Origin of the sequence: Geodermatophilus nigrescens (genome assembly GCF_900129495.1) — a bacterium.
Classification (GTDB): domain Bacteria; phylum Actinomycetota; class Actinomycetes; order Mycobacteriales; family Geodermatophilaceae; genus Geodermatophilus; species Geodermatophilus nigrescens.
Map to the genome: position 1 here is coordinate 149,613 of NZ_FQVX01000003.1, position 18,947 is coordinate 168,559.

The following is an 18,947-nucleotide window of genomic DNA, read 5'->3' on the forward strand; positions in this document are numbered from 1 at the left end:
CGCGGGTGGTTGTGGCGCGCAGTGATCTCTGTTGCAGTGTCCCGGCGGGGAGGGAGGCCCATGGACCGGCGGAGCCCGGCCGGCACGCTGATGCGGCTGGCCGCGACGATCGTGGTCGCCGGGGCTCTGCTGGCGGGTCTGCTGCTGCCCTGGGTCGGCGGCCCCGCGGTGGCCGCGCAGCAGTCCACGGGCCTGCTGGGCGACCTGCCCACCGAGTTCACCGTCGACACCCCGCCCGGCAACACGGTGCTCCTCGCGGCCAACGGCGAGCCGATCACCTCCTTCTACGAGGAGAACCGCGCGCCGGTCGCCTCCGAGGCCATCGCCGAGGTGATGAAGCAGGCGATGGTGGCCATCGAGGACTCGCGGTTCTACGAGCACCGCGGCCTCGACGTCCAGGGCACCGTGCGCGCGCTGGTCACCAACATCGCCGCCGGCGGCGTGCAGGAGGGCGGGTCCACGCTCACCCAGCAGCTGGTGAAGCAGACGCTGCTGCAGACCGCCGACACCCCGGAGGAGCGGTTCGCCGCCACCGAGCCGACGCTCGGCCGCAAGCTGCGCGAGGCCCGCCTGGCGCTGGCGCTCGAGGACACCTACAGCAAGGACGAGATCCTCACCCGCTACCTCAACATCGTGTACTTCGGGCAGAACGCCTACGGCATCCAGCCCGCCAGCCAGGCCTTCTTCGGCATCGACGCGTCCGCGCTGTCCCTGCCGCAGGCGGCGCTGCTGGCCGGCCTGGTGCAGAGCCCCACCTACGACGACCCGTTCACCGACCCCGAGGCGGCCACCGCCCGGCGAAACGAGGTCCTCTCCCGCATGGCCGAGCAGGGGATGATCGGCGCCGCCGAGGCCACGGCCGCGCAGGCCGCCCCGCTGGACCTGGCCCCGGCGCCCGCCCCGCGCCGCGGCTGCGTGCAGGCCAGCGTCGGCCCCTTCGTCTGCGACTTCGTCCAGCGCTACCTGATCCAGGAGCTCGGCCTCACCCAGGAGCAGCTCGACAACGGCGGCTACGTCGTGCAGACGACGCTGGACCCGGAGCTGCAGCGCGCCGGCGACGCCGCGGTGCTCGAGACGCTCGCGCCCGACGACTCGCTGGCCGGCATGTTCACCGCCGTCGAGCCGGGCACCGGCCACCTGCTCGCGATGAGCGTCAACCGCACCTTCGGCTACGACCGCAACGACCCGACGCAGGAGTCGTTCAACCTCAACGTCGCGCCCAGCCAGGGCTCGGGCTCGACCTACAAGGTGTTCGTCGCGGCCGCCGCGCTGGCCCGCGGCTACTCCTCGTACTACACGCTCACGACGTCGGACCCCTACGTCTCGCGGGTCTACCGCGACGGCAGCCGGCCCTACGACGTCGAGAACGCCGGCACCTACCGCTCCACGCTGGACCTGACGACGGCGCTCTACCAGTCCTCCAACACCTACTTCCTGGCGCTGGAGGACGCGCTCGGCAGCGTCGAGGAGCCGGTGCGGATGGCCGAGGCGATGGGGCTGTTCCAGTTCAGCCCGCCGGAGCTGCCGCAGCAGATCATCGACGAGAACCGGGGGTCGTTCACCTTCGGCTCGGAGGCCACCAGCCCGCTCGCGCTGGCCAGCGCCTACTCCACGTTCGCCGCCGGCGGCACCCAGTGCGACGTCGTCCCGGTGACCGCCGTCCTGGACTCCACCGGGGAGCCCGCCGTCGGCGCCGACGGCGAGCCGCTGGCGGTGGGGGACCGGTGCACGCCCGAGGCGATCCCGCCGGGCGTCGCGAACACGATGAACCAGATGCTCCGCAAGGACGTCGAGCCGGGGAACCCGGGCCAGACCGGGTCGCGCGCCTACGTCCGCGGGCACCAGATCGCCGGCAAGACCGGCACGTCGCAGGACAACTACTCGGTCGCCTTCGTCGGCTACACGCCCGAGATCACCGCGAGCGTCATGGTGCTCAACCCCAAGCGCAACGAGGACGTCGGCGGCTTCGGTGGCGGCAAGGGCGCCACGATCTGGCGCGACGCCATGGAGCCCATCCTCACCGCCCGCGGCAGCAGCGACTTCGCGCCCGCCGACGAGACCGTGATGAACGGCAACACCCGCCCGGTGCCCGGCTGCTCGAGCGTCCGCGGCTGCGAGCGGGCGCTCACCGACGCCGGCTTCGAGCCCCGGACGGTGCGCGTCGACAGCGACGAGGCGCCCGGGACGCTGCTCGGCACGAGCCCGCCGCGCGGTGGCCGCGCGGTGCCCGGCCAGGTCGTGTCGATCCGGGTGAGCAACGGCAGCGACTACGTGGAGCCCGCCCCCGAGCCCGAGCCGCCGCCCGCGGAACCGGCGCCGGCGCCCGGGCCCGGTGCGCCCGATCCCGGGCCGGCGCCCGCTCCCGAGGCACCACCGGCCGAGCCGGCGCCCGGCCCGCCGCCCGCCGGGCCGGAGCCCGCGCCCGGCCCGCCGGCGCCCGGCGCACCCGCTCCCGAGGGGGGCTGGCCCGGGGGCGGCGGCAGCTGGCCCGGCCAGCCCGCGGGCTGACCGAGCCGCTCGTCGAGCGCCTGGGTGAGCAGCCAGCCGCTCAGCAGCACCAGGTGCAGCAGGAACAGCCACAGGCCGATGGCGACCACGGCGCCGACCGCGTCGAGGCCGCCGAAGGGCGCGCCGAGGTCCAGCGGCAGCGACAGGAACAGCACGAAGCCCTGCAGGAACCCCGACAGGCAGGCCGCGGTGAACAGCGCGCCGCTGACCAGCGCGCCCCAGCGGTGCCGCCCGCCGGCCACCACGCCGAAGCCCCACAGCAGCGGCACGGTGAGCACGAACAGCACCGTGTAGTAGCCGACGAAGAACCGGCCGAGCGCCGGCCCGACGCCGTCCTCCCGGGCCAGGTCCGCCATGACCCGCGCGGCGAGCAGCAGCGGGTACAGCAGCAGCGGGGTGACGACGACCAGGGGCAGCGCCGACAGCCGCCCCCGCCAGGCGGTGAGGTTCTCCTCCCGCCGGCTGAACCGCATGAGCGCCCGCCGCAGGCCCTCCCCGTACAGCGACAGCGGCAGCAGCGCCAGGACGAAGCCCAGCAGGTCCACCCGGACGCCGGCCGCGACCAGGCGCTCCACCGCCTCCGGCGCGCCCAGCGGGGTGGGTAGCAGCTCGGCCAGCCGCGCGCTGAGCGCCCGGACCTCGTCCCGCGAGGTCACCAGCGCGGTCAGCCGCACCGCCACGAGCAGCAGCGGCACCACCGCGATGCCGGCGTAGAACGTCAGCCCGGCGCCGATGAGCGCGAGGTCGCGGCCCAGCAGCCGCCGGCGGGCGCCGCCGAGCAGCCCCCGGGACTCGGCGCGCAGCCGGGCCGCCGTCCACGTCCGTCCGGGGCTCACCGGGTCACGCCACCAGACGCCGCGTCCGCACGCCCCTCGGGGAGGCGGTCAGTCGTCGGAGCTGTCGTCGGTGGTGGGCGCGTCGTTGCCCGGGTTGACCCCGGTCTCCTGGCAGCTCGCGTCGTTCTCGTTGCTGGCGTTCTCCCCGCTGGAGTCGCAGTTCGTCGGCCCGCGGGTGAAGTCGGTGTTGTCGCCGCAGGCCGTCAGCGAGCCGAGGAGGGCCAGCACGACGAGCGGGCGGGCGAGGCGCATCCGCGTGGAGGAGGACATGAGCAGACTCCTACACGTCCCGGGCCGGTCCCAAACCGGCGGGGTCGGTCCTCCTGCTCCCGCCGGGGCCGCGGTGTGAGCCATGTAATTACAAGAAACCCATTGTCACGCCTCGGTCACGCCCCCTACTCTCAGTACGTCCAACGGGGCGCTCCGTCACCAACCTGGGTGACACCCCGAGGACGCCGTCGAGCCGGTCCTCCCTCCGGGAGGCCGGGCCGGGGACCCACCGCAGTCCTGGGGTGCAGCGCGTGTCCGCACGCGCCGGGCGAGTCCACGCCCGAACCCGTCAGCTAACCCGGTAGGCGGCCTGGGAAGAGGAGAACTGGCGCGTGGCGTCCCTGCGCACGTCTGTCCCCGGCATGCCCGCGACCGGCCGCTCCCGCTGCCGCCGCGCCGCCCTCGCCCTCACCGGGGCCCTGGGCATCGGGCTGGGCCTGGGCGCCGTCCCCGCGCAGGCCGAGGAGCCCGCCACCGCCGCCGAGGCCGCCCAGCTGGTCGCCGCCCGCGGCCACGAGCTCGAGGTCGTCACCGAGCAGTTCAACGAGGCGCGCGAGGCCCTGAGCGCCCAGCAGGCCGCCGCCGAGGCCGCCGCCGCGACCCTCGCCCAGGCGCAGGCCGCCGTCGACGCCGCCCGCCAGCAGGTCGTCGGCATCGCCCGGTCGGCCTACACCGGCGACACCATGGGCCCGCTCCAGGCCCTCATGACCAGCGACGACGCCGACGAGTTCGTCAACCGCGTCACCCTGCTCCAGGGCGTCGCCGGCTACCAGGGCGAGCTGCTCGGCCAGGCCGCGGCCGCCACCGAGGCCGCCACCGCCGCGCAGACCGCCGCCGCCGAGCACGCCGCCGAGGCGCAGCGCCAGTACGACGCCGTCGCCGCCCAGCAGGCCGACCTCGAGGGCCAGATCGCCGACTACCAGGCCGACTTCGCGCGGCTCACCGCCGAGGAGCGGCGTGCCGCCCTCGAGGCCGCCGCGGCCGCGCACGCCGCTGAGGGCCAGCGCGCCAGCCGCGACGAGGAGCGCGAGGAGCCGGCCGCCCCGTCGTCGGCGTCCTCGTCGTCGTCCTCGTCCTCCGCCGAGTCCGCCCCGGCCGCGGCCGCGGCGCCCGCCAGCGGCGTCGCCGGCACCGTCGTCGCCACCGCGATGGCCCAGCGCGGCAAGCCCTACGTGTGGGCGGCCGGCGGCCCGGGCTCCTTCGACTGCTCCGGCCTGACGCAGTACGCCTTCCGCGCCGCCGGCATCAGCCTCCCGCACTCCAGCCGCATGCAGTCGCAGATGGGCGCCGCGGTCTCCCGCGCGAACCTGCAGCCCGGTGACCTGGTGTTCTTCTACAGCCCGGTGAGCCACGTGGGCATCTACATCGGCAACGGCCAGATGGTGCACGCGCCGACCTCGGGCGACGTCGTCAAGGTCGCGAGCATCGACTCGATGGGCGGCTACGCCGGCGCCCGCCGCATCGGCTGACGAAGGACCTCCCTCCCCCACCGCTCGCAGGCTCGCGGCGGGCCGCTGCAGGGGGGCCGTTCCGGCGCGTCACCTCCGGACCTGCTGCAGCAGCCCCCACACGAAGGCCGCGGTGTCGCCGGAGGGCAGCCGCACCTCCCAGCGGGTGACCACCTGCGGGTCGGCCTCCTCCGCGCCGGGCAGGCCGCTCACGTCGGCGACCACGTGCTCCCAGACGCGCAGCCGCCCGTCCGCGGCCGGCGGCACCGGGGAGCCCGGCGCGCGCACCAGGTGCTCGTGCAGCACGGCGCCCTCGACGGTGGACACCACCTCCCAGCGCAGGTGCGGCCACAGCGGCAGCGGCCAGTGCCGCACGTCGAGCTCCAGGTCGCCGAACGGGCGCACCTCGACGCGCTCGGCCGGCCCGAGGACGGCGGCCCGCAGCGCCAGCCCGCGCGGCGCCCGCGGCGCGTGGTGCAGCGCCTGCCAGCGGGTGTGCGCCGCGTGCGCCTCCGCCCGGGTGGCCCCGAGCCGGGGGAGGGCGCCGGCGACGAGGTCGGGCCGCAGGTCGGCCATCCGGCGCAGCAGGACCAGGCAGAACTCCCGCCGCGCCAGACCCCGCACGGCGCCGACCCTGCCACCCAGGTCACACCGCCGTCCGGGACACCCGGCCACCCCGCCGCGTTGGACCCTCCGGACCCGAGCCCGCCCCCGACCCCGAGGACCGCACCGATGAACCCCCGCACCGTCGCCCTCGCCTTCCGCGTCGTCGCCGTCGCCGAGGCGCTGTCCTGGGTGGGCCTGCTGGCCGGGATGTACGTGAAGTACGTGCCCGAGACCTCCGAGGTGGGCGTGCAGGTCTTCGGGCCCGTCCACGGCGCGGTGTTCGTCGCCTACGTGCTCGTCACGCTCGTCGCCGCCCGGGTGCTGCGCTGGTCGCGCTGGACGACGCTGCTCGCGCTCGTCGCGTCGATCCCGCCGCTGGCCACCGTGGTGTTCGAGCGCTGGGCGGTGCGCACCGGGCGGCTGGCGGTCCCCGCCCGCGCCTGACCTACGGTTCCGGGCATGCCCGAGCCCGTGCTGCCCGCCACCGCCCGCACCCTGCTCGCCCGCACCGCCCGCGCGCAGCGCGACGGGCGGGCGCCGAGCCTGGTCGCCGGCGTGGTCCGGGACGGCGGCCTGGCCTGGTCCGCCGGCCGCGGCGACGTCGCCGAGCCGCACGCCGACGTCCAGTACCGGCTCGGCTCGATCAGCAAGACCGTCACCGCCGTCGCCGTGATGCGGCTGCGCGACGAGGGCCGGCTCGGCCTCGACGACCCGCTCGAGGACCACGTGCCCGGCACGCCGTTCGGCGACCGGTCGGTGGGGCAGCTGCTCTCGCACCTGGCCGGCGCGTCGGCGGAGAGCCCCGGCGGCTGGTGGGAGCGGGTGCCCGGCGGCTCGCTGGAGGAGCTCGGCCTCGACGGTGGCGACGTCGTCCTCGGCGAGGCCCGGCGCTTCCACTACTCCAACCTCGGTTTCGGCCTGCTCGGCGAGCTCGTCGCCCGGGCGCGCGGCCGCTCCTGGGACGACGTCGTCGCCGGGGAGGTGCTCGCCCCGCTCGGCATGACCCGGACGACGCCGCGGCCCTCCGGCCGGGCGGCGCAGGGCTGGGCGGTGCACCCCTGGGCCGACGTCGCCCTCCCCGAGCCCGAGCACCACGCCGGCGTGATGGCCGCCGCCGGGCAGCTGTGGGCCACGCTGGACGACCTCGCCCGTTTCGCCGTCTTCCTGCTGGGCGACACCGGCGACGTGCTGGCGCCCGCGACGCTGGAGGAGATGGCGGTGCCGGCCGGCGTCGACCCGTCGTCGCCGTCCTGGTCGTCCTACGGGCTGGGGCTGCAGGTGCTGCGGGTCGACGGGCGGACGCTGGTCGGGCACGGCGGCTCGATGCCGGGCTTCCTCGCCGGCGTGTTCGTCGACCGCGAGGAGGGCGCCGGCGGGGTCTCGCTGGCCAACACCACCAGCGGGCTGGACCCGGCGCTCGTCCCGGGCCTGCTCGCCGACCTGCGCGCCGCCGAGCCGCGCGTGGTCGACGCCTGGCGGCCGGCGGAGCCGCCGGTGCCGCTGGAGCAGCTCGGCGTCTGGTACTGGGGCCCGGCGCCGCTGGCGCTGCGCGCGGTGGCCGGCGGCCTGCTGCACCTCGGGCCGCTGCCCGGCCGCAGCGGGCGGGCCAGCCGGTTCCGCCGCCGCGACGACGGCACGTGGGTGGGCCTGGACGGCTACTACGCCGGCGAGACGCTGACGATCGCGGCCGACCACCTCGACGTCGGCACGTTCGTCTTCACCCGCACGCCCTACGACCCCGCCGCACCGGTGCCCGGCGGCGTCGACGACCGCGGCTGGACCCTCCCGGCCTCCGAGGCATAGGAAGCTCTCCCCACGTCCTGGGCCGCAGGACGTGGGGATCGCTTCCCATGCCTGCTCAGGGGCGGTCGAAGGCGTCCATCGTCGTCTTGACGACGGCGCCGTAGGCCAGGTGCGGCACGAGGTCGCTGACCCAGTCGGTGGCCGACCAGGTGCGCGGGTCGGTGATGCCCAGTGCCGTCATCGGCCCGTTCGAGGCGACGAGCACGCCGAGCGTGGTGAGCACCGTGCCCACCAGCGGCTGCGACCGGAAGCCGGAGGCGCGCAGCAGCCCGACGACGACGCCGACGCCGATCCCCGCGGCGAGGCCGGTGATCGGCCCGAGGCCGGCGATCCGGTTCGCCCGGTGCTCCTCGTCGCCGGGGATCGGCACGTGCGCCTTCGCCGCCAGCGCCTCGACCGTCTGCTCCGGCGTCGAGCTGGTGCCGCGTCCGCGGACGGTCATGTCCAGGTAGGTGGCGGCGTTGAGGGCGGTGGTCCCCGCGGCCCCGGCGGCCGCGCCGCGCACCGCCCAGCCGAGCGTGCTGATGCCGCGCTTGCCCTTGCCGAACGTCCCCACCGGGGTCTGCCTCGCCATGGCCGACGGGGTACCCGCGGGCGCGACCTGCGGAAACGGCGCACAGTGGGGGAGTGGAGGAGACGGCCGGAGACACGGACGCCGCTCTCGAGCGCGCGATCGGCGCCCTGCTGGACGCCCGCGCGCCCGGCGCCACGATCTGCCCGTCGGAGGCGGCCCGCGCCGTCGCCCCGGAGGACTGGCGCGACCTCATGCCGCAGGCGCGCGAGGTGGCCGGGCGGCTCGCCGCGCGGGGCGAGGTCGAGGTGACCCAGCGCGGCGCGGTGGTCGACGTCGCGACCGCCCGCGGGCCGGTGCGGATCCGCCGGGCCGGCTGACCGGCAGCGGTCGGCCCGGCGGCAGTGGGAGCGGCGGTCAGACCGGCGGCAGGGGGCGGGCGAGGAAGGCGGCGAGCAGCCGGGCGGTGCGGTCGACCGTGCCGGCGTGCAGCACCTCGTACCCGTGCGTGCTCAGCGTGGGCAGGCTGACCAGCGCGGCCCGCGCCGCCTGGCCCACGGCCTTGGCCTGCGAGGCGTCGGAGTCGAAGGACTGCCAGACCGCCGTCTGCGGGGCCAGGCCCAGCTCGCGGCCGACGTCGACGAGCGCGTCGGCGACCGGGCGGTCGTAGACGACGGCGTCGTCGGCGTAGGCGACGACCGGCCCGCCGTCGACGGTGACCTGGTACTCGGGCTCGGCGGGCCCGACGTCGAGGGCGACGGTCAGCTCGCCGGGCAGCGTGCGGCTCGCGTACGTGGCGCCGATGCCGCCCATCTCCTCGCTGGTGGTGGCCAGCAGGTACGTGTCGGCGTGCGGGCGCCCGCGCAGCAGCCGCGCGGTGCCGACCAGGGCGGTCAGCGCGGCGCGGTCGTCGAGGAAGGAGGAGCCGACGAAGTCGCCGAAGCGGGTGAGCCCGCGGCGGTCGGCGTGCACGCACACCCGCGTGCCGGGGTGCACGCCGGCCTCGGCGAGGTCCTGCGCCGACCGCCCGGTGAAGACGTAGACGTGCGACCAGTCCATCGCCTTGTCGCCCTGGTCCGGCTTGGTCTCCCAGATGCGCATGGAGTCGGTGGTGGTGTGCTCCGAGCCCAGCATGAGCACGCCGGTGAGCGTCTCCCGCCGGCCGAGGACAGCGACCGGGCCGAGGCCGAAGTTGCCCGGGTACATGACGCCGAGCGAGGTCACGCGCAGCGTGCCGTCGGGCTCGACCCGCTTGACCATCATCGACAGCTCGTCGAGGTGCGCGGCCACCCGGACCGGCGGTGCGGACCGGTCCGTCCCGTGCAGCAGCGCCACCAGGTTCCCCGCCGGGTCGACGGTCACCTCGTCGGCGAGCGGCTCGAGCTCGCGGCGGACGACGTCGCGCACCGCGCCCTCCTCGCCGCACGGGCCGTAGGTGCGCAGCAGCTCGTCGAGCAGGTCGGGGAGGGGCGTGGCGTCGGGCACCGGGGTGCCCTACCCGGCCGGCGGGCGCTCTCCCGCCGCCCGCTTCAGCAGCGGGTCCACCCGGTGGTCGACGTAGCGGCGCAGCGCCAGCGCGGTGTCCGTGCGCTGGACGCCGCGGAGGGCCAGCACCTGCTCGGTGAGCCGCCACAGGTCGTCGGCGTCGACGGCGACCACCCGCACCAGGAGGTCGGCGGCTCCCGACAGCGCGGTCACCTCGAGCACCTCGGGCAGGGCCGCGAGCGCGGCGGCCACCTCTTCGAGGCTGCGCTGCACCACCTGCACCGTCACGTAGGCGCTGAGCCGGTAGCCGAGCGCCTCGGGCCGGACCCGGGAGGCGAACGGCGCGAGCACGCCGCTGGACTCCAGCCGGGCCAGGCGCGCCTGGACGGTGTTGCGGGCCAGCCCGAGCGACTGCGACAGCGCCATCACGGTGGCCCGCGGGTCGTCGGTCAGCGCCTGCACGAGGCGTGCGTCGGTGGCGTCCAGGCGATCGGGGCCGGGGGGCACGCTGCTCAGTCTGACATGGTCGGACGTCCTAGCAGTGCGCGATCTGCTCGATCCGTCGTGGCGGTCTTGCGCATCCCGTCCGGGGGGTGGTGTGCTCCGGAACCGAGCGGGGCGTGCCACGATGTGTGAGTGGCGCCACACCCCGGTGCCACACACACGTCCCATCCCGCGGCCCCGCCGGTGACCCCGGCGGTCGCGGACGACGGCGAGGAGCAGCGCGTGAGCCTGTCCAGCGCGACCACCGAGGTGGTCGACCCCGTACCGGGGGCGGCGGCCCCCCATCTCCCGCAGCAGCCGGGCCTCGTGCAGCTGCTGACCCCGGAGGGCGAACGGGTCGAGCACCCCGAGTACTCGATCGACGTCAGCGACGAGGAACTGCGCTCGCTCTACCGCGACCTGGCGCTCGTGCGCCGCTGGGACGTCGAGGCCACCGCGCTGCAGCGCCAGGGCGAGCTGGGCATCTGGGCCTCGCTGCTCGGCCAGGAGGCCGCCCAGATCGGCGCCGGCCGGGCGATGGCCGCCGACGACATGGCCTTCCCCACGTACCGCGAGCACGGCGTCGCCTGGGTGCGCGGTGTCGACCCGCTGCACGTCATCAGCCTGTTCCGCGGCGTCGACAACGGCGGCTGGGACCCGGTGGACACCGGCTTCAACCTCTACACCGTGGTCATCGGCGCGCAGACGCTGCACGCCACCGGCTACGCGATGGGCCTGCAGCGCGACGGCGCGGAGAGCGCCACGCTCGCCTTCCTCGGCGACGGCGCCACCAGCCAGGGCGAGGTCAACGAGGCGATGATCTGGGCGGCCAGCTTCTCGGCGCCGGTCGTCTTCTTCTGCCAGAACAACCAGTACGCGATCAGCGTGCCGCTGGAGCGGCAGTCCCGCGTCCCGCTGTACCAGCGCGCGGCCGGCTTCGGCTTCCCCGGCGTCCGCGTCGACGGCAACGACGTCCTCGCCGTCCTGGCCGTCACCCGGGCCGCCCTGCAGGCCGCCCGCGAAGGTCAGGGCCCCACCTTCATCGAGGCGTTCACGTACCGGATGGGCGCGCACACCACCTCCGACGACCCCACCCGCTACCGGCTGGCCAGCGAGCTGGAGGAGTGGAAGCTGCGCGACCCGATCGCCCGGCTCAAGGCCCACCTGTCCCGCAGTGGCATCGCCGACCAGGCCTTCTTCGACGGCGTCGAGGGCGAGGCCGACGAGCTCGCCGCGCGGATCCGGAAGGGCACGCTGGAGATGGCCGACCCGCCGGGGACGGCGATGTTCGACCGGGTCTACGCCGAGCAGACGCCGCAGCTCGCCGCGCAGCAGGCGGAGTTCGAGGCCTACCAGGCCTCCTTCGAGGGGAGCGGGCACTGATGGCCGAGACGCTGACGATCGGCAAGGCCCTCAACCTGGGCCTGCGCCGCGCCATGGAGGACGACGCGAAGGTCGTGCTCATGGGCGAGGACATCGGCCGCCTCGGCGGGGTCTTCCGCATCACCGACGGCCTGCAGAAGGACTTCGGCGAGGACCGCGTCGTCGACACCCCGCTGGCCGAGGCCGGCATCCTCGGCACCGCCGTGGGTCTGGCCATGCGCGGCTACCGGCCGGTGTGCGAGATCCAGTTCGACGGGTTCGTATTCCCCGCCTACAACCAGATCGTCACCCAGGTGGCCAAGATCCACGCCCGCTCGCGCGGCCGGCTGGCCATGCCGATCGTCATCCGCATCCCCTTCGGCGGCGGCATCGGCGCGGTGGAGCACCACAGCGAGAGCCCGGAGGCGTACTTCGCGCACACGCCGGGCCTCAAGGTGGTCGCCGTCAGCAACCCGGTCGACGCCTACTGGGGCATCCAGCAGGCGATCGCCCACCCCGACCCGATCGTCTTCCTCGAGCCCAAGCGGCGGTACTGGGAGAAGGCCGAGGTCGACCCTGATGCCACGCCCGACCCGCTGTTCGCCTCCCGGGTGGTGCGCGGCGGCGACGACGTCACCGTGCTCGCCTACGGCCCGATGGTGAAGACGGCGCTGCAGGCCGCCGAGGCCGCCGCGGAGGAGGGCCGGTCGCTGGAGGTCGTCGACCTGCGCACCCTCTCCCCGCTCGACCTCGACCCGGTGTTCGACTCGGTGCGGCGCACCGGGCGCTGCGTCGTCGTCCACGAGGCCGCGGTGACCCTGGGCCTCGGCGCGGAGATCGCCGCCCGGGTGACCGAGCAGTGCTTCCACTCGCTGGAGGCGCCGGTGCTGCGCGTGGGCGGCTACGACACGCCCTACCCGCCGTCGAAGCTCGAGGAGGAGTACCTCCCCGACCTCGACCGCGTGCTCGACGCCGTCGACCGCTCGATGGGCTTCTGACGATGGGTGAGCTGCGCCAGTTCAAGCTGCCCGACGTCGGGGAGGGCCTCACCGACGGCGAGATCCTGCAGTGGCTCGTGGCCGTCGGCGACACCGTCACGGTCAACCAGCCGCTGTGCGAGGTGGAGACCGCGAAGGCCGCCGTCGAGCTGCCCTCGCCGTTCGCCGGCACGGTCACCGAGCTGCTGTTCGAGCCGGGGACGACGGTCGACGTCGGCACGCCGATCATCACCATCGACGTCGGCGGGGACGCCCCGGCGCCCGCGCCGGCCGCCGCCCCGGCCGACGGTGCCTCCGAGCCCGCCGCCGGGCTGATCGGCGGAGCGGCCCCGGGTGGCCGCACCGCGGTGCTGGTGGGCTACGGCCCGCGGAACACCGAGGCCCGCCGCCGCCCGCGCCGGGCGGTCCACGCCGCGCCGGCCTCCGGGCCCGCCGCCGAGCCGGCCCTCGCGCCCGAGCCCGTCGGCGCCGACTACGGCTCCGGGGGCGCCGAGCGCCCGCCGCTGCTGGCCACCGCTCCCGACGCCACGGTGAAGCCGGTGCGGCACGGCGGGCTCGAGGTGGGCCGGCAGGCCGAGGCGCACGCCCGCACCGAGGCGGCCGCGCCGTCGCGTCCCGCGGGGCCCGGCCGGGGGCGGGCGCGCCCGCTGGCCAAGCCGCCGGTGCGCAAGCTGGCCAAGGACCTCGGCGTCGACCTCGCCCTGCTCACCGGCAGCGGCGCGGGCGGCGTGATCACCCGTGACGACGTCACCGCGGCAGCGGCCGGGCCCGCGCCGGCGTCCGCCCCGGCCCCGGCCCTCGCGGCCGTGCCCGCCGCGGCCGCCGCGGCCGCCGCGGGCGAGCGGATCCCGGTCAAGGGCGTGCGCAAGGCGACCGCGGCGGCCATGGTGGCCAGCGCGTTCACCGCACCGCACGTCACGGAGTTCCTCACCGTCGACGTCACGCGGATGATGAAGCTCCGGCAGCGCATCGCCGCCCGCCCGGAGTTCGCCGGCGTCAAGGTCAGCCCGCTGCTGTTCGTGGCGAAGGCGCTGCTCTTGGCCGCGCAGCGGCACCCGATGGTCAACAGTTCCTGGGACGAGGCCGCGCAGGAGATCGTCGTCCACGGGCAGGTCAACCTGGGCATCGCCGCGGCCACCCCGCGCGGGCTGGTCGTGCCGAACGTCAAGGACGCCGGCCGGCTGTCGCTGGCCGAGCTCGCCGGGGCGCTGTCCGGGCTCACCGAGACGGCGCGCGCCGGGCGGACCGCGCCGGCCGACATGAGCGGCGGAACGATCACCATCACCAACGTCGGCGTGTTCGGCGTCGACACCGGCACGCCGATCCTCAACCCCGGCGAGTCGGCGATCCTCGCCTTCGGCGCCGTCCGCGAGATGCCGTGGGTGCACAAGGGGAAGGTGCGGGTCCGGCAGGTGACGCAGCTGGCGCTGTCGTTCGACCACCGGATCATCGACGGCGAACTGGGCAGCCGGTTCCTCGCCGACGTCGGCGCGCTGCTGTCCGACCCCGGGACGGCGCTCGCCTTCTGACCGGGCGCTGCCCTCCTGACGGGGGCTGCGGCCCGGACCTCAGGTCTCCTCGGGGTCCGGGCCGTACGCCGACCGGCCGCCGTCCACCGGCAGCACCGCCCCGGTGACGAAGGCGGCGGCGTCGGACAGCAGCCAGGCCACCGCCTCGGCCACCTCGCCGGCCTCCCCGGCGCGCCCCAGCGGGTGCAGGGCGGCCAGCTGCCGGCGGGTGGCCGCGGCGGCGGCGCCGTCCTGCGCGGCGAGCGCGGCGTCGGAGCGCTCGGTCCGGATGGAGCCGAGCGCCACGGCGTTGACCCGGATGCCGTCGGGGCCGTGGTCGACGGCGGCGGCGCGGGTCAGGCCCTCGACGGCGGCCTTGGCGGTCGCGTAGGGCAGCGCGCCGCGGACCGGCCGCTGCGCCTGGTGGCTGGAGACGTTGACGATCGACCCGCCGGAGCCGGCGGCGCGGAACCGGCGCACGGCCACGGCGCAGCCGACGACGGCGGGCGCCAGGTTCGCGGCGATCAGGTCGAGCACCTCGCCGGCCGGCGCGGTGGACAGGGCGGCGTCGCGGAAGACGGCCGCGTCGTTCACCCAGCCGGCCAGCCGCCCGAGCGCCGTGGCGCGGTCGGCCGCGTGCCCGGCCACCGCCTCGTCCGCCGCGCTGCCCACCACCGCCTCGACCCGCGGCCCGGCCGGGTGCCCGGCGACCCAGGCGACGGCGGCCGGGTCGAGCTCCACGACCACCACCGCGGCCCCGCCGGCCAGGAGCCGCTCGACGATCGCCCGGCCGACGCCGCGCCCGCCGCCGGTCACCACGTGTGCGTCCACGCGGGCATCCTGTCCGGGACCAGGGCAGGCTGGGCCGGTGACCGACCTCGACCGGCTGCTCGCCTTCGCCGCCCGCTCCGCCCTGCCCGGCGGGGGCTTCGGCTACCTCGGCGCCGACGGGCAGGTGCTCCCGCGCCCGCAGGAGACCTGGATCGTCGCCCGGATGACGCACGTCTTCGGCCTGGCGCACCTGCTGGGCCGGCCCGGCGCGGAGGCGCTGGCCGCGTCCGGGGTGGCGGCGCTGCGCGGCGGGCCGCTGCACGACGCGGAGCACGGCGGATGGCGGGCCGCGGAGGACGACGGCACGAAGTCGGCCTACGTGCACGCCTTCGCCGTCCTGGCCGGGGCGACGGCGACGACGGCGGGCATCGCGGGCGGGCGGGCGCTGCTCGACGAGGCGCTCGAGGTGTGGGACCGGCGGTTCTGGGACGACGCCGAGGGCCTCGCCGCCGAGGAGTGGACGCCGGACTGGTCGCGGCTGTCGGACTACCGGGGCGCCAACGCCAACATGCACGGCGTCGAGGCCACGCTCGCCGCCGCCGACGCCCTCGGCGGCGACGACGCCGTCCGGCTGCGGCGGCGGGCCCTGCGCAGCGTCGAGCGGGTGGTGCACGGCTGGGCGCGCGAGCGCGACTGGCGGCTGCCCGAGCACTTCACCGCCGGCTGGGAGCCGCTGCCCGAGCACAACCGCGACCGCCCGGCCGACCCCTTCCGCCCCTACGGCGTGACGGTCGGGCACCAGTTCGAGTGGGCGCGCCTGGCCCTGCACCTGCGCGCGGCGCTGGGGGAGGGGGCGCCGCCGTGGCTGCTCGACGACGCCGTCGCCCTGTTCGGCGCGGCCGCCGGCCGGGGGTGGGCGGCCGACGGTGCCCCCGGGTTCCCGTACACGCTCGGCTGGGACGACCGCCCCGTCGTGCCGGCGCGCATGCACTGGGTGCTGTGCGAGGCGGTCGCGGCGGCCGGGGTGCTCGGCGCGGTGACCGGCGAGGAGAGCTTCGGCGACCTCGCGCGCACCTGGCGGGCGCACGGCGAGGAGCGCTTCGCCGACCCGGCCACCGGCAGCTGGCACCACGAGCTGACGCCGTCCGGCGAGGTCGCCAGCGGCACCTGGGCCGGGCAGCCCGACGCCTACCACCTGGCCCAGATGCTGCTGCTCGACGGCCGGCCGGTGCGGGGGAGCGTGGCCGCCGCGCTGCGCTGACCTGCGTGTGTCCGCTCCGGCGGGGCGGGGTAGGGGCTCGAGGACCCCAACGACATCCCCGAGCAGCGAGGAGCGTTCCCGTGGCCAGCGTGCAGGAATCCGTCGACGTCGACGTCCCCATCCGCGTCGCCTACGACCAGTGGACCCAGTTCGAGTCGTTCCCCCATTTCATGGGCGGCGTCGAGCGCATCACGCAGATCGACGACACGCACACCCACTGGATCACCGACATCGACGGTGTGAAGCGCGAGTTCGACGCGGAGATCACCGAGCAGCACCCCGAGGAGCGGGTGGCCTGGACGAGCACCTCCGGCGACGCCAAGCACGCCGGCGTGGTGACGTTCCACCGCCTCGACGACACGAAGACCCGGGTCATGATCCAGATCGACTGGGAGCCCACGGGCATCGTCGAGAAGGCCGGCGCGGCGCTGGGCTTCGACGACCGCCAGGTCAAGGCCGACGCCAAGCGCTTCAAGGAGTTCATCGAGAGCCGCGGCACCGAGACCGGCGCCTGGCGCGGCGACGTCTCCCGGCCCGACCAGGCCTGACGGCAGCGACGACAGCGGCGCCCGTCCCCCGCGGGGGACGGGCGCCGCTGTCGTGCGCGGGGCTACTCGGCGTCGAGGTCGGCGGCCACCAGGCCGGCGATCCGCTCGACGACGGCGGCGTCGTCGCTGGTGACGGTGACCTCCGCGCCCTTCTGGGCGCCGAGCGTCATGATCATCAGCGGCGACCCGGCGTCGACCGGCGCGCCGCCGGGCGTGGCCAGGGTGACCGGGACGCCTGCCTTGCCCACGGCCTCGGCGATGAGCGCGGCCGGGCGGGCGTGCAGGCCGACCCGGGAGCCGACGGTGACGGTCTGACTGGGCATGCGTCGTCCTCGCTTCTCAGGAACGGTGCTTCTCAGGAACGGTCGTGGTGGGGTCGAGCCTGCCGTGTCACACGCGGGCCGGCGCGCCGGGGGCCGGCGCGGACGCGCCGGCGGTGTGCGCGTGGGCCAGGTCGACGGCGTCCTCGGGGACGTCCGTGCCCGTCTTCCTCCCGCCGATGCTCTTGGCGACGGTGACCGCCAGGGCGCCGACGACGGTGCCGACGACCAGCGCGACCAGGAACATCAGCACCCCGTTCATCGCGAAGAACACGAAGATCCCGCCGTGCGGGGCCCGCAGCTCCACGCCGCTGGCCGCCACGATCGCGCCGGTGGTGGCGCCGCCGAGCATCATCGACGGGATGACCCGCAGCGGGTCGGCCGCGGCGAACGGGATGGCGCCCTCGGAGATGAACGACAGGCCCAGCAGCCAGGCGGCCTTGCCGTTGTCGCGCTCGGCCGGCGTGTAGAGCTTGGGCCGGACCAGCGTGCTCAACGCCATCGCCAGCGGCGGGACCATGCCGGCGGCCATGACCGTGGCCATGATGACCAGCGGGGCGCCGCTGCCGGCGGCGAGGCCGGTGGTGGCGAAGACGTAGGCCGCCTTGTTCACCGGGCCGCCGAGGTCGAAGCACATCATCAGGCCGAGGATGATCCCGAGCAGGACCGCCGAGGTGCCGGTCAGGCCGTTGAGCCAGTTGCCGAGGCCCTCGAGCGCCGCGGCCAGCGGGCGGCCGAGCAGGACGGCCATGATGCCGCTGGAGATCAGCGTGGCCAGCAGCGGGATGATCACGACCGGCTGCAGGCCGCGGACGCCGGTGGGCAGCTTCCAGGAGGCGATCCAGCGGGCCGCGAAGCCCGCGATGATGCCGCCGACCAGGCCGCCGATGAAGCCCGCGCCCACGCTCACCGAGACGGCGCCGACGACGAAGCCGGGCACGATGCCGGGGCGGTCGGCGATGGCGAAGGCGATGTAGCCGGCCAGCGCCGGGACCAGGAAGCCGAACGCCGCCTGGCCGAGCACGGTGCAGACCGCGCCGAGGTAGCCGAGGAAGCCGTCGTTGAGGCCCTCGACGCCGGAGGCGGTGGGCAGGTCGAAGAACGAGTTGTTCAGCACCCAGCTCAGCGCGTAGCTGGAGCCCTCGACGTCGGGGTTCGGGTTGACGATCTGGTAGCCGCCGAAGAGGAAGCCCAGCGCGATCAGCAGGCCGCCGGCCGCGACGAACGGGATCATGTAGCTGACGCCGGTGAGCAGCCAGCGGCGGATCTCCGACGCGGTGCCCGGGCGCGCGGCCGGCGCGGCGGCCTCACCGGAGCCGGCGCCCGAGCCGGCACCCGGGACGCGGCGGGCGTTCGGGTCGTCGGCGGCGGCCAGCGCCTCGCGGATCATCCCGTCGGGGTCGTTGATGGCCCGCTTGGTGCCGGCCTGCACGACCGGCTTGCCCGCGAACCGGTCGCGGTCGCGCACGCCGACGTCGACGGCGAAGACGACGGCCTCGGCGTCACGGACGACCGCCGGGTCCAGCGGGGTGGCGCCGGAGGAGCCCTGGGTCTCGACGACGAGGTCGACACCGGCGGCCTGCGCGGCGGCGGTGAGCTTGTCGGCGGCCATGTAGGTGTGCGCGATGCCCGTCGGGCACGCGGTCACGGCGACCAGGCGGCGGCGGGCGGGGCTCTTCTCCGTGGACACCGGTGCCGCGGCGGCCGGGGTGGCGGCCGGGGTGGTGGCCGGTGCCGGGGTGCTCGTGGCGGCCGTGGCGCCCGTGGCCGGGCTGGGGGAGACGACCTCCTCGACCAGCGCGACGACGTCGGCCGGCGAGGCGGCGGCACGCAGCGCGGCCACGAAGTCGGGCCGCACCAGCGCGCGGGCCAGCGCGGACAGCAGCGTCAGGTGGTCGGCGTCGCCGGCCGCCGGGGCGGCGATGAGGAAGACCAGGTCGGCCGGGCCGTCGGCGGCCCCGAAGTCCACCTTCGGGTCGAGCCGCGCGAAGGCCAGCGAGGCCTGCGTGACCGCCGCCGAGCGGCAGTGCGGGATGGCGATGCCGCCGGGCAGGCCGGTGGCCGCCTGCGCCTCGCGGGCGAGGGCGTCACCGGCGAGCGCCTCGGCGCCCGTGGCGCGGCCGGCGTCGGCGACCAGGCCGGCGAGGCGGCGGACGACCGCGGCCTTCTCGGAGCCGAGATCGGCGTCGAGGACGACCAGCTCTGGGGTGATCAGTGCTGACATGACGG

The 18,947-nt window shown here is 76.0% G+C and carries 18 protein-coding genes, 1 pseudogene and 1 riboswitch; of the genes and pseudogenes, 10 read left to right on the forward strand and 9 right to left on the reverse strand.

The window, feature by feature from the left end; translation table 11 throughout:
• The first annotated feature begins 60 nt into the window (after positions 1-60).
• Complete coding sequence (locus BUE37_RS14360) at positions 61-2,508, forward strand: penicillin-binding protein (RefSeq protein WP_073420973.1); 2,448 nt, start codon at positions 61-63, stop codon at positions 2,506-2,508.
• A gap of 17 nt (positions 2,509-2,525) precedes the next feature.
• Here BUE37_RS14360 and BUE37_RS14365 read toward each other — a convergent pair.
• Together BUE37_RS14365 and BUE37_RS14370 are read right to left on the reverse strand one after the other, a co-directional pair.
• Positions 2,526-3,344 (reverse strand): annotated as a pseudogene (locus BUE37_RS14365) (YhjD/YihY/BrkB family envelope integrity protein); the annotation flags it as partial.
• Positions 3,345-3,392: 48 nt separating this feature from the next.
• Positions 3,393-3,614, reverse strand: a complete 222-nt coding sequence (locus BUE37_RS14370; protein ID WP_139252993.1) for a hypothetical protein — start codon at positions 3,612-3,614, stop codon at positions 3,393-3,395.
• 181 nt (positions 3,615-3,795) lie between these two features.
• Positions 3,796-3,939, forward strand: a riboswitch (cyclic di-AMP (ydaO/yuaA leader).
• 7 nt (positions 3,940-3,946) lie between these two features.
• Between BUE37_RS14370 and BUE37_RS14375 the strand changes: the two genes are divergently transcribed.
• Entirely contained in the window at positions 3,947-5,083 is a 1,137-nt protein-coding gene (locus BUE37_RS14375; protein WP_245794613.1) for a C40 family peptidase, read from the forward strand.
• Positions 5,084-5,152: 69 nt separating this feature from the next.
• Here BUE37_RS14375 and BUE37_RS14380 read toward each other — a convergent pair whose 3' ends face one another.
• Entirely contained in the window at positions 5,153-5,686 is a 534-nt protein-coding gene (locus BUE37_RS14380) for a hypothetical protein (protein WP_083628700.1), read from the reverse strand.
• A gap of 108 nt (positions 5,687-5,794) precedes the next feature.
• Between BUE37_RS14380 and BUE37_RS14385 the strand changes: the two genes are divergently transcribed.
• Together BUE37_RS14385 and BUE37_RS14390 are read left to right on the forward strand one after the other, a co-directional pair.
• Entirely contained in the window at positions 5,795-6,112 is a 318-nt protein-coding gene (locus BUE37_RS14385; protein WP_073420975.1) for a DUF3817 domain-containing protein, read from the forward strand.
• Positions 6,113-6,127: 15 nt separating this feature from the next.
• Entirely contained in the window at positions 6,128-7,471 is a 1,344-nt protein-coding gene (locus BUE37_RS14390) for a serine hydrolase domain-containing protein (protein ID WP_073420976.1), read from the forward strand.
• Positions 7,472-7,526: 55 nt separating this feature from the next.
• Here BUE37_RS14390 and BUE37_RS14395 read toward each other — a convergent pair whose 3' ends face one another.
• Positions 7,527-8,045, reverse strand: coding sequence for a hypothetical protein (locus tag BUE37_RS14395; RefSeq protein WP_073420977.1), 519 nt, complete (start codon positions 8,043-8,045; stop codon positions 7,527-7,529).
• 53 nt (positions 8,046-8,098) lie between these two features.
• Between BUE37_RS14395 and BUE37_RS14400 the strand changes: the two genes are divergently transcribed.
• Positions 8,099-8,362, forward strand: a complete 264-nt coding sequence (locus BUE37_RS14400) for a DUF3253 domain-containing protein (RefSeq protein ID WP_073420978.1) — start codon at positions 8,099-8,101, stop codon at positions 8,360-8,362.
• Between the two features lie 37 nt (positions 8,363-8,399).
• Here BUE37_RS14400 and BUE37_RS14405 read toward each other — a convergent pair whose 3' ends face one another.
• Positions 8,400-9,467 (reverse strand): M42 family metallopeptidase, encoded by a 1,068-nt coding sequence (locus BUE37_RS14405; RefSeq protein WP_073420979.1) that lies wholly within the window; start codon positions 9,465-9,467, stop codon positions 8,400-8,402.
• Between the two features lie 9 nt (positions 9,468-9,476).
• A complete protein-coding gene (locus tag BUE37_RS14410) occupies positions 9,477-9,974 on the reverse strand; it encodes an Lrp/AsnC family transcriptional regulator (RefSeq protein ID WP_073420980.1) in 498 nt (165 codons plus the stop codon).
• A gap of 219 nt (positions 9,975-10,193) precedes the next feature.
• Here BUE37_RS14410 and pdhA point away from each other — a divergent pair, with 219 nt between their 5' ends.
• From pdhA to BUE37_RS14425, 3 genes are read left to right on the forward strand one after another with little or no spacing between them, the layout of a single operon-like run.
• Positions 10,194-11,333, forward strand: coding sequence for a pyruvate dehydrogenase (acetyl-transferring) E1 component subunit alpha (gene pdhA, locus BUE37_RS14415; protein ID WP_073421876.1), 1,140 nt, complete (start codon positions 10,194-10,196; stop codon positions 11,331-11,333).
• Entirely contained in the window at positions 11,333-12,310 is a 978-nt protein-coding gene (locus BUE37_RS14420) for an alpha-ketoacid dehydrogenase subunit beta (RefSeq protein WP_073420981.1), read from the forward strand. Before pdhA ends, BUE37_RS14420 begins: the two co-directional genes overlap by 1 nt.
• A gap of 2 nt (positions 12,311-12,312) precedes the next feature.
• Positions 12,313-13,839 carry a dihydrolipoamide acetyltransferase family protein gene (locus BUE37_RS14425; RefSeq protein ID WP_073420982.1) on the forward strand — a complete coding sequence of 509 codons (1,527 nt, stop codon included), beginning with the start codon at positions 12,313-12,315 and terminating at the stop codon, positions 13,837-13,839.
• Positions 13,840-13,878: 39 nt separating this feature from the next.
• Here the strand turns inward: BUE37_RS14425 and BUE37_RS14430 are convergent, their stop codons facing one another.
• Positions 13,879-14,649, reverse strand: coding sequence for an SDR family NAD(P)-dependent oxidoreductase (locus BUE37_RS14430; protein WP_217651273.1), 771 nt, complete (start codon positions 14,647-14,649; stop codon positions 13,879-13,881).
• Between the two features lie 37 nt (positions 14,650-14,686).
• Between BUE37_RS14430 and BUE37_RS14435 the strand changes: the two genes are divergently transcribed.
• The gene (locus tag BUE37_RS14435; protein ID WP_083628701.1) at positions 14,687-15,850 is read left to right on the forward strand and encodes an AGE family epimerase/isomerase; all 1,164 of its coding nucleotides are present in this window, start codon (positions 14,687-14,689) and stop codon (positions 15,848-15,850) included.
• An 80-nt stretch (positions 15,851-15,930) separates the two neighbouring features.
• Positions 15,931-16,398: an SRPBCC family protein gene (locus BUE37_RS14440; RefSeq protein WP_073420984.1), complete on the forward strand. Its 468-nt coding sequence runs from the start codon at positions 15,931-15,933 to the stop codon at positions 16,396-16,398.
• 62 nt (positions 16,399-16,460) lie between these two features.
• Here BUE37_RS14440 and BUE37_RS14445 read toward each other — a convergent pair whose 3' ends face one another.
• Together BUE37_RS14445 and BUE37_RS14450 are read right to left on the reverse strand one after the other, a co-directional pair.
• Positions 16,461-16,721: an HPr family phosphocarrier protein gene (locus BUE37_RS14445; protein ID WP_073420985.1), complete on the reverse strand. Its 261-nt coding sequence runs from the start codon at positions 16,719-16,721 to the stop codon at positions 16,461-16,463.
• Between the two features lie 67 nt (positions 16,722-16,788).
• A complete protein-coding gene (locus BUE37_RS14450; protein ID WP_073420986.1) occupies positions 16,789-18,942 on the reverse strand; it encodes a PTS fructose transporter subunit IIABC in 2,154 nt (717 codons plus the stop codon).
• Positions 18,943-18,947 lie beyond the last annotated feature (5 nt).

What these genes read in the sequence shown, in the direction of transcription:
- BUE37_RS14360 (WP_073420973.1), top strand. Translation starts at nt 61, where the DNA reads ATGGACCGGCGGAGCCCGGCCGGCACGCTGATGCGGCTGGCCGCGACG.
- BUE37_RS14370 (WP_139252993.1), bottom strand. Translation starts at nt 3,614, where the DNA reads ATGTCCTCCTCCACGCGGATGCGCCTCGCCCGCCCGCTCGTCGTGCTG.
- BUE37_RS14385 (WP_073420975.1), top strand. Translation starts at nt 5,795, where the DNA reads ATGAACCCCCGCACCGTCGCCCTCGCCTTCCGCGTCGTCGCCGTCGCC.
- BUE37_RS14390 (WP_073420976.1), top strand. Translation starts at nt 6,128, where the DNA reads ATGCCCGAGCCCGTGCTGCCCGCCACCGCCCGCACCCTGCTCGCCCGC.
- BUE37_RS14395 (WP_073420977.1), bottom strand. Translation starts at nt 8,045, where the DNA reads ATGGCGAGGCAGACCCCGGTGGGGACGTTCGGCAAGGGCAAGCGCGGC.
- BUE37_RS14420 (WP_073420981.1), top strand. Translation starts at nt 11,333, where the DNA reads ATGGCCGAGACGCTGACGATCGGCAAGGCCCTCAACCTGGGCCTGCGC.
- BUE37_RS14425 (WP_073420982.1), top strand. Translation starts at nt 12,313, where the DNA reads ATGGGTGAGCTGCGCCAGTTCAAGCTGCCCGACGTCGGGGAGGGCCTC.
- BUE37_RS14445 (WP_073420985.1), bottom strand. Translation starts at nt 16,721, where the DNA reads ATGCCCAGTCAGACCGTCACCGTCGGCTCCCGGGTCGGCCTGCACGCC.
- BUE37_RS14450 (WP_073420986.1), bottom strand. Translation starts at nt 18,942, where the DNA reads ATGTCAGCACTGATCACCCCAGAGCTGGTCGTCCTCGACGCCGATCTC.